The organism is Rhizobium album, from assembly GCF_003122325.1.
Taxonomy (GTDB): Bacteria; Pseudomonadota; Alphaproteobacteria; order Rhizobiales; family Rhizobiaceae; genus Metarhizobium; species Metarhizobium album.
The window spans coordinates 1-13,637 of the sequence record NZ_QFBC01000036.1; the positions used below are offsets into that span (position 1 = coordinate 1).

The 13,637-nt window shown below is 54.3% G+C and carries 15 protein-coding genes; 6 read left to right on the plus strand and 9 right to left on the minus strand.

Annotation, left to right across the window (positions count from 1 at the left end; all coding sequences use genetic code 11):
* Positions 1-202: 202 nt before the first annotated feature.
* Complete coding sequence (locus tag DEM27_RS32740) at positions 203-496, plus strand: ArsR/SmtB family transcription factor (RefSeq protein ID WP_109462414.1); 294 nt, start codon at positions 203-205, stop codon at positions 494-496.
* A gap of 23 nt (positions 497-519) precedes the next feature.
* Here DEM27_RS32740 and DEM27_RS34305 read toward each other — a convergent pair whose 3' ends face one another.
* From DEM27_RS34305 to DEM27_RS32750, 3 genes are all read right to left on the minus strand, one after another.
* Positions 520-672 carry a hypothetical protein gene (locus DEM27_RS34305; protein WP_165823727.1) on the minus strand — a complete coding sequence of 51 codons (153 nt, stop codon included), beginning with the start codon at positions 670-672 and terminating at the stop codon, positions 520-522.
* A gap of 82 nt (positions 673-754) precedes the next feature.
* Positions 755-1,153 (minus strand): DUF1236 domain-containing protein, encoded by a 399-nt coding sequence (locus DEM27_RS32745; protein ID WP_109462415.1) that lies wholly within the window; start codon positions 1,151-1,153, stop codon positions 755-757.
* Between the two features lie 31 nt (positions 1,154-1,184).
* Positions 1,185-1,619, minus strand: a complete 435-nt coding sequence (locus tag DEM27_RS32750) for a hypothetical protein (protein ID WP_109462416.1) — start codon at positions 1,617-1,619, stop codon at positions 1,185-1,187.
* A 20-nt stretch (positions 1,620-1,639) separates the two neighbouring features.
* On the opposite strand from DEM27_RS32750, the gene DEM27_RS33770 reads away from it, so the two are divergent.
* Positions 1,640-2,149, plus strand: a complete 510-nt coding sequence (locus tag DEM27_RS33770) for a hypothetical protein (RefSeq protein WP_128755622.1) — start codon at positions 1,640-1,642, stop codon at positions 2,147-2,149.
* Here the strand turns inward: DEM27_RS33770 and DEM27_RS34880 are convergent.
* Positions 2,089-2,619: a hypothetical protein gene (locus DEM27_RS34880; protein WP_109462427.1), complete on the minus strand. Its 531-nt coding sequence runs from the start codon at positions 2,617-2,619 to the stop codon at positions 2,089-2,091. The genes DEM27_RS33770 and DEM27_RS34880 overlap by 61 nt on opposite strands.
* A gap of 284 nt (positions 2,620-2,903) precedes the next feature.
* Here DEM27_RS34880 and DEM27_RS33775 point away from each other — a divergent pair, with 284 nt between their 5' ends.
* Entirely contained in the window at positions 2,904-3,320 is a 417-nt protein-coding gene (locus DEM27_RS33775) for a hypothetical protein (protein ID WP_128755623.1), read from the plus strand.
* On the opposite strand, the gene DEM27_RS32765 is transcribed toward DEM27_RS33775, so the two are convergent.
* Together DEM27_RS32765 and DEM27_RS32770 are read right to left on the minus strand one after the other, a co-directional pair.
* Positions 3,309-3,953 carry a response regulator gene (locus DEM27_RS32765; RefSeq protein WP_109462418.1) on the minus strand — a complete coding sequence of 215 codons (645 nt, stop codon included), beginning with the start codon at positions 3,951-3,953 and terminating at the stop codon, positions 3,309-3,311. The genes DEM27_RS33775 and DEM27_RS32765 overlap by 12 nt on opposite strands.
* Positions 3,943-5,343 (minus strand): sensor histidine kinase, encoded by a 1,401-nt coding sequence (locus DEM27_RS32770; protein ID WP_245446293.1) that lies wholly within the window; start codon positions 5,341-5,343, stop codon positions 3,943-3,945. Before DEM27_RS32770 ends, DEM27_RS32765 begins: the two co-directional genes overlap by 11 nt.
* A 626-nt stretch (positions 5,344-5,969) precedes the next feature.
* Here DEM27_RS32770 and DEM27_RS32780 point away from each other — a divergent pair.
* Positions 5,970-6,215 carry a DUF982 domain-containing protein gene (locus DEM27_RS32780; protein WP_109462421.1) on the plus strand — a complete coding sequence of 82 codons (246 nt, stop codon included), beginning with the start codon at positions 5,970-5,972 and terminating at the stop codon, positions 6,213-6,215.
* Between the two features lie 274 nt (positions 6,216-6,489).
* Here DEM27_RS32780 and DEM27_RS32785 read toward each other — a convergent pair whose 3' ends face one another.
* A complete protein-coding gene (locus tag DEM27_RS32785; protein ID WP_109462422.1) occupies positions 6,490-8,649 on the minus strand; it encodes a putative bifunctional diguanylate cyclase/phosphodiesterase in 2,160 nt (719 codons plus the stop codon).
* A gap of 202 nt (positions 8,650-8,851) precedes the next feature.
* On the opposite strand from DEM27_RS32785, the gene DEM27_RS35315 reads away from it, so the two are divergent.
* Positions 8,852-9,100 carry a DUF982 domain-containing protein gene (locus DEM27_RS35315; protein WP_165823728.1) on the plus strand — a complete coding sequence of 83 codons (249 nt, stop codon included), beginning with the start codon at positions 8,852-8,854 and terminating at the stop codon, positions 9,098-9,100.
* A 184-nt stretch (positions 9,101-9,284) separates the two neighbouring features.
* Here the strand turns inward: DEM27_RS35315 and DEM27_RS32795 are convergent, their stop codons facing one another.
* Positions 9,285-9,692 carry a helix-turn-helix domain-containing protein gene (locus DEM27_RS32795; protein ID WP_109462424.1) on the minus strand — a complete coding sequence of 136 codons (408 nt, stop codon included), beginning with the start codon at positions 9,690-9,692 and terminating at the stop codon, positions 9,285-9,287.
* A 170-nt stretch (positions 9,693-9,862) separates the two neighbouring features.
* On the opposite strand from DEM27_RS32795, the gene DEM27_RS32800 reads away from it, so the two are divergent.
* On the plus strand, positions 9,863-11,563 hold the full coding sequence (locus DEM27_RS32800; protein WP_109462425.1) for a sensor domain-containing protein: 1,701 nt from the start codon (positions 9,863-9,865) through the stop codon (positions 11,561-11,563).
* 19 nt (positions 11,564-11,582) lie between these two features.
* Here DEM27_RS32800 and DEM27_RS32805 read toward each other — a convergent pair whose 3' ends face one another.
* Positions 11,583-13,280 carry a sensor histidine kinase gene (locus tag DEM27_RS32805; RefSeq protein ID WP_165823729.1) on the minus strand — a complete coding sequence of 566 codons (1,698 nt, stop codon included), beginning with the start codon at positions 13,278-13,280 and terminating at the stop codon, positions 11,583-11,585.
* Between the last annotated feature and the right edge of the window lie 357 nt (positions 13,281-13,637).

Here is a 13,637-nt window from a genome sequence, read left to right on the forward strand (position 1 = left end):
CCGCGCTCCGCACGTTGAGGCATCCGACCCGAACATCATCATGAGGCCATGACCTCGAAAAGGACCATGACCCCGGCACGGGCAAAACAGGCTTGACTAAGTCCCGCAATTAAAGGGCCGATTGACAATTCGGAGTTCCGTTTGATTGAAAGTTAGCAATATCTGTTTTAAAATTTATAGAGCTTTCACACCGGGCAGTCCCATGAGTTCATTTTTGGAAAAGCAGGCCGATTTGTTGTCGGCAATGGCAAACGCCAAACGTTTGCAGGTGTTGCTGTTAATTACCAAGCGAGAGTGGAATGTGGCCGACCTGGCCCAAGCTGTCGATTTAAGCCAGTCTGCCTTATCCCAGCACCTTGCCAAGCTGCGCAAACAAAAACTCGTGCAAACACGTCGTGAGAAGCAAACAGTATTCTATACTTGTCGCTCCGCGAAGGTGCTTGCGATTCTGTCTTGCCTGGAGCTGATTTCGGAAAAGCTTTGCGAGGCGGCTTAGGGAATATCACCCAGCAACCGACGTTACCGATGATCACTGGCCATGAGCGCTTCGGGCGTGAAGATGCGCGCACTTTCTGCCTGTCTGGGATTGAAGATGAGATAGCCGATCATCAACGTGATAGCCAGCAGCAGGAGAAGAACGGGAAACCCGATCGTAAACTCTTTATCGTTCATGGCATGTCTCGATTTCGATGTTTGGTTCGCGGATTGGCGAACGGAGGCCCTTTCACGTCAAACGCGAAAGGGCACTGCTGTTTTAGTTGAGTACCTGGACGACCGTGTAGGTCTGGGGATCAACGATTACTCGCTGGTTGTTGACCACGGTGTAGGCGTACTGCGGCGAATCCGGCACCGTTACGAGCGTCACCGACTTCGGGATGGGTTCGCCAACTACGATTGGGGTATCGATCACAATCGATTGCGGTACCGGCTGGCTCTGCACGTAAGTGACCACCTTTTCCGGCGGAGGCTCGATCGAACCACCGATGATGGCACCCGCTGCGCCACCCACCACGGCGCCAATCGGACCACCGACCACGGCGCCGGTCGCTGCACCGCCGGCCGCACCGGCAATAGCGCCGTCATCGTCCGCATATGCCGTGCTGAACGATAGAGTGGTGAGAACAGCTGCTGCTGTAATGAGATATGCACGCATGATTAGTTCCTTTCGTGAATATAGCGGTCGCTTACTGCGGCAGCTGGGTTTCGACGGTAGTCGTGTCTTTCACGGGCTTTTCTCCCGGAACGTGAGACATCGTCTTGGTGCGGCTGGATAGATCGCCGCCCTTGACGCGTGTCTTGGTCATCGACTTTGAGAACGTGCCGCTGTCATGAGCCATTGCCTTTGAGTTGCCCTGCAGCATGTTGGGGTTTTCGATGATCTTGGTTTGGCTCTTTGCCTTGCCATCTTCAGTCGCGGCACTGCCGCCAGAAGCAATGGAGCCCGTATAGGAGCCGTCAGCGTCGGTGGCAGCGCCACCGGTCCCGAGGGTGGTTGCTGTTGTACCGTCAGCTGCAGCGGTTCCTCCGGAACCAACCGTACCGGCCGATTGAGCCAACAAGGGTGACGGACCGAGGCCAAGAAGAAGGGAAACGGCCGTTGAGAGAAATACGATACGCATGTGTCTGCTCCTAATCTGTGATGACTACGCAGTCGTTGCCGTTGCGGAGGACAGAAACGCCGCCACTTCCGGACGATGATGCCGAAGCCGAACCATTCCCGTTTGTCTGGGTGGTTACGGTGCTGCCGTTCTGCGTGGTCGTGACAGTTCCATTGCCAGCGGATGTGCTGGAGGAGATGGAACCGGTTGAAGTGCCTCCCGACACCGCGCCGCCGCCAGCGGTGACGCTGCTGGTCGTGCGGCTGTCCGGGGTCTGCGCAGACGCTCTGTCCGAATTCATGTCGCTGCGTTTGATGACGTGGCAGCCCTCGGTCGACTGGCCGGCAGCCTCAGAGCTACCAATGGCGAGCGCGGCGGCGACAAGGATCAAAGACAGGGCAATCTTCGGAAGCGTTTGGGTCGAAGAGGTCATATCATCCTCCCTGGAACGTTATCCGGCCTTCAAAGAGCCGGATAACGTTCGTTTCGATCAGCACTTGTTCTTTTTGGCCTGTCCCGGAGGGCAGTCTTTCTTCTTCATGTCATCGTGAGCCTGACCTGCGGCCGAGCCTGCCGTGCCAACCGACGATGTCGTCGTGCCGTCCGTAGCGGAGGTGCCGCCAGTGCCCAGAGTCGAAGCCGACCCGGAACCGTCACTGCCGGCAGCCGAGCCTGCCGTGCCTACCGAAGACGACGATGTGCCATTTCCGGCAGACGTGCCGCCGGTGCCCAGGGTAGAAGCCGAACCGGAGCCGTCACTGCCAGCAGCCGAACCTGCCGTGCCTATCGAAGACGAAGAGGTGCCATTACCAGCGGAAGTGCCTCCGGTCCCCAAGGTAGAGGCCGAGCCGGAGCCATCAGAGCCGGAGGACGATCCGCCAGTGCCGATCGTGCTGCTCGAGGTGCCGTTTTCGATGGTCGTACCGCCGGTACCAACCGTGCTGCTGGACTGTGCGTAGGTGTTGAGAGCGGTGCCTGCCAGAAGTGAGGCAATCAAAGCCGCGCGTGCCAGTACGTTCATTTTCTCAATCCTTTCAGTGTTATAGTGCTCCACGTTGTCGTGAAGATGACGTAAGAACACGCTTACAGCCGAGCTGTTCCGGCCATAGGTCTTAAGAGGAACGGGGATCGGACTTTGGTCCTAGTCAGCACCGTCAAAAGACTAGGCGAGCATCGGTCTGATTGCTCAAGGCTCGGGATTTTGGGAACGGGATTAAGAAGAAACGTTTTCGAAACTTAGCTTCGCCTGTGATCTTTGGCATAGCTACGAGCGTAGAATTGACAAATGCGGTGGAGGTGCAAATCATGAGCACAATGCCCAAAAGTGTAACAAGCACGACGTTAAAGATTTTCGTGACAGCGGCTTTATTGGCTGCTGTACCCTACGGCCTTACCATTTCCAAAGAAACGATCGCATTCGGCGAGCCAGTCTTGCTGGCGAAGAATGGAAACGGCAATGGGGGAGGGAAAGGCGGAGGAAACGGAAACAACGGCGGAAATGGTAATGGCAACGGAAGCAACAATGCCGGCGGGAGAGGCTCTCAAATTGGCAAAGGGCAGACGAAGTCGAAGTCTGCAGACATGACCGTCAATCACCCCAACGGGATCGCGGAAAGCATTATCAACGATCGTTACATAATGACGGACGCCAAGGGCAGAACAATAATAAACAGAATGTCTCGGCCTGCGGATTTCTCACGCTTAAGAGCTCTAAGCCGATAAACCGCGCAGGTCTCGCAGCACCATTGCCGCTTCAGTGCGATTTTGAACACCAAGCTTTGCAAGCACGCTGGACACATGGTGCTTGACTGTTTTTTCCTGGAGCTCCAATTTCAACGCGATCCTCTTGTTGCTCAAGCCGATTGAGACCAAGTCGAGGATTTCTCTTTCCCGATCCGTCAACCTGCCGAGCCTATCCGGTTGAGCAGGCGCTGAGAGGGACGATATGATCTGTGCCGATAGCGATGGACTAACATATTGATCTCCATCAAAAATGCCCCGGATAATGTTTCCAAGCTCCTGGGAGCCAACCCCCTTGAGGACATAGCCGCAAGCACCTCGTCGCAACGCTTCGGAGACGTCGCCGACTGCTTCTGATGCTGTCAGCATCACAATTCGAGCCTTGGGATGGAAGCTAAGGATGTCGGAAATGGCATCCAGCCCGCCGCCGGGTAAAGAAATATCGAGCAGAATAATATCTGGCTTGAGCTCTTGAGCAATGCGGATCGCTTCGCCGGCACTTGCGCCAGACGCGACGACCTTGCAGTCTTCCTCTTCTGAAAGGCTGAACACGACGCCTTCCCGAAAAAGAGGATGATCGTCAATCACCGCTATCTCGATCCTATTATGTGTCATCAATTCTCACCTGCATTTTCAGTGTTGTTTTGCCCGGTTCAGATTCCAAGTGAAATTTGCCGCCGAGGCTTTCAATGCGCTCTTTCAATCCTAAAAGGCCGAGCTGATCGGTATTGATGGCATCGATATCGAAACCAGGGCCGCGATCGGTGACAACGATTTCCAGAAGCTTGCCGTTCAAATCCTGCCGGACTTCCTGGCCCGTCCCATTTGCATGTTTGAAAGCGTTGTTCAGCGACTCCTGAACAAATCGATATGCTGCGATTTTTACCGGGTGCGTCACAGAAATATCAGGCTGCAAGATCGTAAGATGGACCTTCGATTCCGTTCTCTGCTCGTGCGCGCGCACGACGAGCTCTAACACCTCGCTTAAGCTAAGTGTTTCTATGTGCGGCAAAACCAGGCCGCCGCAGATCCCGCGTATCTCTCGTAGCGCCTCACCCAAAGAGTTATGGATCAAGGAAAGTTCCTGGAGGCGTTTTTCCGGAGAAGAAATCGCTCCCACGATTGTCTTGCTATCCAGCCGTAAAGCAGCGAAAGCGATGAGCTGCACTGGCCCGTCATGCAACTCTGCGCCGATGCGTCGGAGATACCGTTCATTGTAGGCAATAACTCGATTTGAAGCCTGCTGCAGGTGACGGTTAAGCGTTCGATTCTCGTTTAATACGCCCAGAAGTTCTAAATACCTTTGCTTCTCTACGGCACGTTGCTGTGCGATGGTGCGGCTGCCCCGCAAAACGATAAATGAGAGAATGACAAAAAATGTCACAGTAAACAAAGCGACGGCCAACCAAGTCTTGAGCCGTGCGAGCTCGAGACTTTTCTGAAAATCAGTCGCGACCTCGTAAAATTCGGCCACCGCGACAACGTCCCCGGACCAGGGTTGCAGAACAGGATTGTAGATTTCCAGGAGAGGTTTGCCACTATCGCGTTCGGCGACGCTCTCGACGTCTTCATCCTCGTCGAGGTCATTAAACTCGGCGCTCATCTCCCCGTCGAACGCGGCTTTCAGGTCTTCGTTTACAGGAAACTTTTTGCCTATCAATGAGGGATCGTTTGAATACATTATTGTCCCGTCGCGACGCCAAAGGCGAAAGGACATGATGCGTTGCCCAAGAGCACCCTGTCCCAACGTCTCGTCCAGCGCACGGGTGATGCTGTCATCCAGAACCTTGTTTTGCTGCATGTCTGGGAGAATTGGCGCAATAACGCTGTCGACGTAGAGTGCAGTCGTAGCGGCCGAATTTCTTGTTACCGAGGCCTCGATCAGATTTGTAACGAAAGCGCCTACAATTAACATGGCGACTCCACAGACAAGTCCTCCCGCCAACAAGAATTGCACTGCAAGCGATTGTCGGCTCCAGCGCCTGCTCAGGATTTCAAGGTTCACAACGGTTTCGATGTCTGGGTGCGAAGATACGGAAGAGATATGGCAGGGCGCCGGCGCGTCAATCCATCTCGTTCCGAGCTGGGGGATGTCGGCATGCCTGAAATTTAACTTAGGACTTTTGCTTCTCCGGGATGGGAATTTAGCCCTATAGGCGATTGACGGGAGCAGGCCGACAATAGGGCGTGGAGATTGCTATGCCCGCCGATCAACTCGATTTACTCTATGCAAGTCTAAGGAAATGCCGAGAATCAGGAGAAGTGCCTCTCCGGAGTCTGCCGTGTGACGCCGTAGGCATTGCCGTAGAGTTCGGCAATCAAGCCGAAATTATGTGGGTCGTCAAACTGGCAAAGCTTTACCTAAAGCAGGAAATGGCCGGCCGATCCTCCGTCAAGTCGGATAGCGGCGGCGCAGGTGGCTAGTTTACTGGGGGCGAACTGCCTTCCCGAAATGGACCGCCGTTCAGTATCTTTGTGAATTTTACCTCCGGCGCGCGATCGAAATTGTTGCAGCTAAGTCTGCTTATCGAATGATCCGATCAATGCGCTTAGGTCTTAAGTCCTAGATCGGAACGTAAAGGCGTACCTCAGCATTTGATAACGAGTTCTCACATCCTCATAGGTTTCGAAATGTCGACTGAGCTTTGGCACTCAAAAATTGAAGTGACGACGGATTGCGGGAATCACTTCAAGAACATCGGGAACAGCCGAGATGCTTTGGCTTTCTTGATCAAGAATTGGCCAAATCGCGGAGGAAGGTCATATGCAGCCGCAAAGAAAGCGTGCATTGAAGCCCTCCACGGCCGGGTGAAATCTTCGGTCGCAGCCGAAGCGTTTAAACTCGCAGCGGCGGAAGCAGGAATAATTCGGGTTTGAGCCTCGAAACCGGCAATGAGACCTGCATATCTCCCTTGAACATCTACGCGATGGTAGAGCAAGGCTGCCATGTTCGGCCATCCAACATCCGGCACTCGCACATACTGTTCGCAGATCAGGTGCAGCTGGACTTCGCCCTTCGGCGGCCAACAACTTGTATCGAGACTGGTAAATGGCGCCTTTAGTCCCACTACCTTTATTGTGGCATCAACGTTGCGTGTTTTCGCTATGAATTGCTACTGGCTATTGCGCGCTTCTCAAAGCCTATAACAAATTAGCCTGCATTCGCCAGGCGATGGGAATCGAGCGGCGGATTGTCAGTTATTGCCTGCGACGCAAGCTCCTCAGCTGACATTGGCTTGCCAAGGAGGTAGCCCTGCAGTTTGTCGCATCCGAAAGCCGCAAGAGTGCGTGCCTGACGCTCCGTTTCAATACCCTCTGCCGTGACCGGGATTTTCAACGCGTTGGCTAGATAGACAGTCGCCTTTAGTACTTCGCCGTTTTGATCCTCATTGTCCAATGCTTTCACTAGGGATCGATCAATCTTGAGTCTGTCGAATCCGAATTGTCGGAGCGTCCCAATGCTAGCGTAACCGCATCCGAAATCATCAAGCGCAAATTTAACACCGATGGATTTCAAGGCGTTTATCGCACGCCGGGCCTGATCCGGGTTCGATATTAGTACGCCCTCAGTGACTTCGAGCGTCAGCCGCTCTGGTTCGAACGCTTTTTGTTTGAGAAGCGAAATAACACCGGGCGCGAAATTGGGGTTTTTTAGTTGTACGGGCGATACATTTACCGAAAGGCTCACTTGATGCATCAGCTTGATTTGGTCAATGGCGGTAGCCAAGATGTGAAAGCCCAGATTGTCAATTAGTCCGGCGCGTTCGGCGAGGGGAATGAACACTTCGGGGCTGATCCGGCCCATCGGACTATTCCAGCGAGCCAGCGCTTCAACACCGCGGATTTCGCGGCTCTGCGCGTCAAAGAGAGGCTGATAAACAGGGAAAACCTCACCTTGTGCGAGCGATAGGCGCAGTTGTTTTTCCATGGTGCCCAAGCGCATTCTGTCTGCGTCAAGTTCGGTAGTGTATTCTACCGCGCGACCACGGCCCGTTTCCTTCGCTCGGTAGAGAGCAACATCTGATCTCCTTAACAATTCATTCGGATCACAAACATTGTTCGACACCGCGTAGCCAATGCTAGCTCCGATCTCGATGATGCGATTATCGATGTCGAAAGGCTTGCAAAAGGACGCTGAAATAGCTTCCGCCACGGTATTGGCACGTTCCTTAGAACAGATGACTGCGAATTCATCTCCTCCCAGTCGTGCGACAATGGACCCCTCCGGTGCGTTTTTTTCCAGGAGCTCTGCCGACCTTTGAATGACGATGTCTCCAATCCCATGCCCCCACGCGTCATTGACCTCTTTGAAGCCATCGAGATCAATAAGGAGAAGTGTGATAGCGCCGCCGATTTCCTCAGTCAGCAGCGAATTCATCCGAGAGACCAAGCCTTGCCTGTTGAGCAAGCCGCTGAGACTGTCATGCGTCGCTTCATAGCGGGCCTTTTCGGCTGCCCGGGTGAGCTTCCGCGAAACAATATCGCCAACCACGAGGATGGCGAGCAAAAACACGACCAGGATGATAGCTGCGCCCACGAGGTGGAAACGAACGCTCTCATGGATTATCGCAGCTACATTCCGGCCTGGCCACGAAAGAAAAGCAACGGGTATCCCGTTATGACCCGGCAAGCTGACTGCGATCTGATCCTTTCGTGCTGCTCTATCGATGACGAGCCTGTTCAGATCGTGAAGGGTAGCAATTTCCTCTAGTGCTTCTGGCGTGATTATTTTCGCGAAGAGCAAAACTGAAAACTTGTCCGGCGCCGCGATCTCTTTCGAATAAGGTTGAATTGCTGAGGCTCCGAAGACAGCGAAGCCATCCGTGGTTTCGGCGAAAGCTACGACAGGATCAAGCGGTCTCAAGCGAGCTTGAGAAACCAACTCGGCAAATCCTGTACGAAAATACACCTCCGGTTCAAATGGGACGCCCTTGCGATACGCCATCAGAGTTGAGCCATCGGCGGCAACAACTGCCGCGACGTCGTACAGCTCGTATTCCGCCGACGTTTTCCCCCAGTTCTCAACGGCCCATGATGCGTCGTGGTTAGAGGTGTTGGCGTAGGCATCGTCCCATATTGCGTTATCTCGAAGTGTCGCGCTCATTCTTTTTTGAAGCGAAGCAACTGCAGCTGAGCCGGTTCTTAGCGCACGGCTGTCGTCATTGGTATTAGCCGATCGTTCCATCGTGGTAACGACCGACGCTATTAATACGGCAAGCACCGCCGCAATAGCTGCGAATATCAGTGCCGTCAGCCAAACCATTCTGGACGAGCCCCAATCACCTTGGGCCAGTCGGATCAGTTTAGACATGACAGGGACTTTTACGAGGTTAGGTGGGAGGCGCATGCAAGAATATTAGAAAATAGAACAATAAGGAACTCTTAAAATCATGATGCGAGCTTTGACCTGCGAAGAGAGTGTGAGTACGTCATCACTAGTCGCTCTAATGGTCGTTGCGGCAGCGGAACAATTCGAGTCAAACTATGTTCTGTCTCCGCGAAAGGAAGCCGGGATGGGTGACATCGTGAAGGTTTTGTTTGAGCGCAGGTGGGGCGCACCTGTTACGGTCTCTGGCGGTTCGGGGCCAGGCACGCAGATCACCGGTCCGGCTGAGGCGCTAAGCTATTTTCGGGGCTGGTCCCATCAGAAAACTGTTCTTTACGAAGCAGCAGTTCTGACCTGTCGCGAAGCAGTTTTAGGTCAGGCGCCACTTCGCCGTTCGCGAGAGTTGTTTGTGGCTGCATGCAAGCGCGCGTGTTAGATCGTTTGCGAGAGGCGGAGCGCATGGGGCATTGAGCAAAATAAAGCTTCCGCTTGCTTAACAGATCGATCACATCGATATTCAACAGGCTTTCCGCGCCGAAGCTGCACGCTTCATGCATGCTCCGTTGTCGGCTATGGCGACGACGACGCATGCGTTGGCTTTGTAGTCAAGGTAGCCAAACTCAGTGCTCATTGTAACGCTGGATGCCAAGCGGGGATGGCTCTTGCAAGGATTTGACAAGAGCCAGAAAGGCCTTACGCAGCTCTGGCGGCAGTTTCTGAAACCCTTCGTTCAATGCACGTCCCTGCTGCGATTGTATGAAGGCTATCAGTTCCTCTTCCACCTGCGCGCCACCAGACGGTGGCGGGTCGGAAAAAAGATCGGATACGGTTACATTCAAAGCGCTCGCTATTTGCTGAAGCCGGCTGCCGCTGACGCGGTTAAGACCGTTTTCGTATTTCTGAACCTGCTGGAACGAAATTCCAAGGGCTTCCGCGAGCTTGGACTGGGTCATGCCGCCGGCCGTGCGTAAGCGCTGGATTCGGCCACCCACTGTGACGTCTATGGGATTGGGATTGCGTTCTGCCATTGTGTTGCCTCCAACGCAACACTAGCACCCTTATTCCCGGCTGCATTGACGTTATTTATCTGACTCGCTCTCTCAATCCTTGTGATTAAAATTTTAGGATTGGAAAAAGAGCATCCTAAAGAAGCATATGATCATATGTCGGAGACTCCAGGTGACGAGGTATCTACAGAATGATGATTGCGGATTTCGCCCACGCCACCGACCTATCGCTCATTTGTATCGATGCCGAAGGGAACATCCGGTTCGCAAATCCAGCTGCCGCGAAACTGTTCGACTATGAACATGATGAGATGCTCGGTCAGCCAATCACGCTGATTATTCCGAAGCGAATGCAGGGAGCGCACACGGCCGGCCTGGCCCGAGTTGCTGCGGGGGAGAAGCCAAACCTGGGCGGCAAGGCGGTCGAAGTGTCAGCTGTCAAAAAGAATGGTACCGAGTTTCCGATCGAGATCACGCTGTCAGTTTGGCGCGAGAACGGGCAAGTGTGTGCCGGCGCCATCATCAAGGATATTTCCGAACGGCGCGAACGGGAAAGACGTCTTTATCGCCTGGCGTGCCAGGACACGTTGACCGGGCTCCATAACCGGCACCGTTTCATCGAGATCTTGCGGACGGAACTTGAAGCGGGCCACTCTTTGGCGCTCATTCTGCTGGATCTCGATGGCTTCAAGGATGTGAACGACACCCATGGCCACATCGTCGGAGACTCTCTCCTGCAGGCCGTAAGTGTGAGGCTTCCGTACCTACTGGGCAAGACGGCGGAAGTCGCCCGTCTGGGCGGCGATGAATTCGCCATTCTGCTTCCAGGCGTCCACGAACCAGGCATGGCGCTCGCCCAGGCAGACGCGATAATAAGAGCGTTTGAGGTTCCCTTTAATGTTGGAGGCCAGGTGTTGGACCTTGGGCTAAGCCTGGGATTCGCCGTCGCGCCACTCCACGGTACAGACGGTGAAGAACTGCTGGCAGCGGCAGACTTTGCACTTTATCGCGCGAAAGCCGCAGGACGCCGGACAGTAAAGATGTTCGATACCTCCATGCGGCAGGATTCGATGGCCAACCGTATCAAACGAGATAGGCTGCGCCAAGGCCTGAAGCAGGGTGAATTGGTGGTCCATTATCAGCCCCAGGTCGCAATGGGCTCCCGGACGCTGATTGGCGCCGAGGCGCTGGTCAGATGGCAACATCCGGAGGAAGGCCTGCTTCTACCTGGGCGCTTTCTACCTGCCCTGGAAACAAGCGTTCTGGCCCTTGAGATGGGCTGGTGGATCCTTGAAACGGCATGCCAGCAGATCGAGACTTACTGCCGCTCAGGAAAGCCATTAAAAATCGGTGTGAACCTGTTTCCATCACAACTCTGGTCGCCTCAAATCTGCAACCGTGTTTCCGACTTGATAAACCAGTATCAGTTTAATCCGGAGCTCCTTGAACTGGAGGTGACCGAAACTGTCACGCTGCACGACGAAGATAAAGCCTTCAAGGTGCTCTCCGGCTTGAGAGAGATCGGGGTGGGCATTGCTTTCGATGATTTCGGTACCGGATATGCGTCGCTAAGCTCTCTACAACGCTACCCCTTAACGACCCTCAAGATTGACAGGAGTTTCGTGCGCGACCTGCAAGCCGGTTCGCGCGGTCTCGCCATCACCCGAGGTCTGATCTCAATGAGCAATGACCTCGGCCTGCAAACTATTGTCGAGGGGATTGAAACGGTCGAGCAGCAGGACACGATGCTCGCGCTGGGGTGCCTCTATGGGCAGGGTTTTCTTTATGGCAAGGCTGCGGCTGCGGACCAGTTGCCGAATTCGCTAACGACGGCAGTGAACACTTTCGTGCCGGAAGATTTCCGGAAAACGTTATGTACCTTATCGAGCTGAGCACACTGTATTCCAAGCCTCAGGCATCAGAAGACGTTGTAGCTTCGATGTGGTCGAGAGGAGCGTGCATTTCGTAGCAAAGTCCGGTGTATGGGTAATCAATCTGCACAGTTGCGTGCAATTGTGATGTCATAACACGTTCAATCATGCGAGACCCAAAGCCTTTTCGTGTCGGCACGCTGACCGGCGGACCGCCGCTCTCTATCCAGGTCAGGTAGAACAGCTTCTCCTCGTCTCCATCTTGCTTGATATACCAGGAGAGACTGATCTGGCCTTGATCGCTTTTCAGAGCACCATACTTTGAGGCGTTGGTGCTGAGTTCGTGGAAAGCCATGCTCAAGGCCAGAGTGGCGCTCGAGTTCAGGACGATTGAAGGACCTGAAACTGAAAATGCTGACGGTCGGCGTGTGTCGAACGGCAGAAGGATTGTTTCCACAAGTTTGTGTATTTCGGCATTCTGCCATTCGTTTTGAAGAAGAAGATGGTGGGCGCTGCTGAGTGCGCCGATACGCCGATTGAATTCCTGTACGTCTTCCGCGTCGCGACCGGGAAAGGTCTGTCTCGCTATCGCCTGAACGGTAGCGAGTATGTTCTTGACGCGGTGGTCAAGTTCTCCGGCAAGAATTTCTCGTTTCTGTTCGTCGCGAAGCCGCTGGGCTCTAGCGGCAATCAACTCATCCATATACCTGTCGATCGCCTGCCCGACGATGCCAAATTCTCCGTCGCGTTCGGTCATATTGGCGCGAACATCTTCCTGATTTGCGCGCCAGGCGGTTACAGTCTGGACAAGACGACCCACAGGCTGCTGGATCAGTTTTCGGCTCGTCCACCAGGTAAGAACATAGGCCAGAGCGATCCCTAACGCAGCTATAGCGGCGCTGCCGTAGGTCGTTCGGCGGATATCAGCGAATGCTTCAGCCGTGGCGATCCCTGCACTCACATACAAGCCTGATGGTTGAACCGTAGCAGGTTCGTAGCCCAGGATACGCTGGGTGCCGTCCTGGCTTAACACTTCAATGGTTCCGGACTCACGAGCGGCGACCAGCTTTTTGTAGGGCGCCGGGATCTCCGTGCCGACAAAGCGCTCGGGGAAAGGTTCCCGGGCCAGGATAACACCGTTCCGGTCGGCGATCGTAAGGGCGTTTCGTGCTGTAAATTCACGCTCGCGAACCCTGCTGCCGAGCCATCCAAGATCGAGAGAGGCGACGACCGTTCCCGATAGCTCGCCCCGATCGTTCTTGATCGGGTATGCAATGGGAAGCACTTTACGGTGTGTGATCCGGCCGACCGTGTAAGTGCCTACGGCGAAACGACCGGTCCGCGCTGCATCGGTAAAGTACGATCTGTCAGCCAGTGACACTCCCAAACCTTGCCCATTCTGCCCACACCACACGATGCCCTTGGCGTCCGTAACGGCCAAACCGGCGAACTGGGAAAAACTTTTGGAAAGGCGGGTAATGTAGCCAGTGCAGTTGGCGTTGCCGATATCCTGAACCGAAGGAGCGCTGGCGACGGTAAAAAGGATTTGCTCCAGTCCGTCAACAATACGTCGAAGCTCCAGTGATGCCAGCTTACCAGCCTGCGCGGCTTCCTTATGAAGTTCTTGCTCACGCGCCAGGCGGGTGACCACAGTATGATAGACAGTAATTGCAGCCGCCGGCATAACCGCCAGCGAAGTCAGTATAAACAGCCGACGGGATAGTTTCGAGGTCGGCACGTCCGGCTCCTTAGCCTTAGTCTTGCGGGGACGGGAGCGTCTCATGTTCGCTACAAAGTCTCAAGCGCACTTAAGAGGAATGAGATGTTTCTCCAGAGTTGAGAAGATGCGAAACGCCGGTAATCAGCTGGGATATGGCGAATGGCTCGGAAATCATGACGCTGTGAGGAACGCCCTCTGCGCACCATTCGCCAGCACTTGCCGCTAATATATAAGGGGTCAACACTCCGCACGATGACGTAATTGCTGCCGGCATGTCCCAGTCTCCTCGATGGTGGCAGATTGGTCCCAGTGACAACGGGAGGACATCACAGTGAAACAGTATGTCGGATTGGACGTCTCACAGAAGGAAACTGC

Excerpts from the sequence above, each read along its gene's own strand:
- DEM27_RS32740 (WP_109462414.1), top strand. The coding sequence starts at position 203 with ATGAGTTCATTTTTGGAAAAGCAGGCCGATTTGTTGTCGGCAATGGCA.
- DEM27_RS32785 (WP_109462422.1), bottom strand. The coding sequence starts at position 8,649 with ATGTCTAAACTGATCCGACTGGCCCAAGGTGATTGGGGCTCGTCCAGA.
- DEM27_RS32745 (WP_109462415.1), bottom strand. The coding sequence starts at position 1,153 with ATGCGTGCATATCTCATTACAGCAGCAGCTGTTCTCACCACTCTATCG.
- DEM27_RS32765 (WP_109462418.1), bottom strand. The coding sequence starts at position 3,953 with ATGACACATAATAGGATCGAGATAGCGGTGATTGACGATCATCCTCTT.
- DEM27_RS34305 (WP_165823727.1), bottom strand. The coding sequence starts at position 672 with ATGAACGATAAAGAGTTTACGATCGGGTTTCCCGTTCTTCTCCTGCTG.
- DEM27_RS32800 (WP_109462425.1), top strand. The coding sequence starts at position 9,863 with ATGATGATTGCGGATTTCGCCCACGCCACCGACCTATCGCTCATTTGT.
- DEM27_RS33775 (WP_128755623.1), top strand. The coding sequence starts at position 2,904 with ATGAGCACAATGCCCAAAAGTGTAACAAGCACGACGTTAAAGATTTTC.
- DEM27_RS35315 (WP_165823728.1), top strand. The coding sequence starts at position 8,852 with ATGGGTGACATCGTGAAGGTTTTGTTTGAGCGCAGGTGGGGCGCACCT.
- DEM27_RS32780 (WP_109462421.1), top strand. The coding sequence starts at position 5,970 with ATGTCGACTGAGCTTTGGCACTCAAAAATTGAAGTGACGACGGATTGC.
- DEM27_RS33770 (WP_128755622.1), top strand. The coding sequence starts at position 1,640 with ATGACTACGCAGTCGTTGCCGTTGCGGAGGACAGAAACGCCGCCACTT.
- DEM27_RS32750 (WP_109462416.1), bottom strand. The coding sequence starts at position 1,619 with ATGCGTATCGTATTTCTCTCAACGGCCGTTTCCCTTCTTCTTGGCCTC.
- DEM27_RS32795 (WP_109462424.1), bottom strand. The coding sequence starts at position 9,692 with ATGGCAGAACGCAATCCCAATCCCATAGACGTCACAGTGGGTGGCCGA.
- DEM27_RS34880 (WP_109462427.1), bottom strand. The coding sequence starts at position 2,619 with ATGAACGTACTGGCACGCGCGGCTTTGATTGCCTCACTTCTGGCAGGC.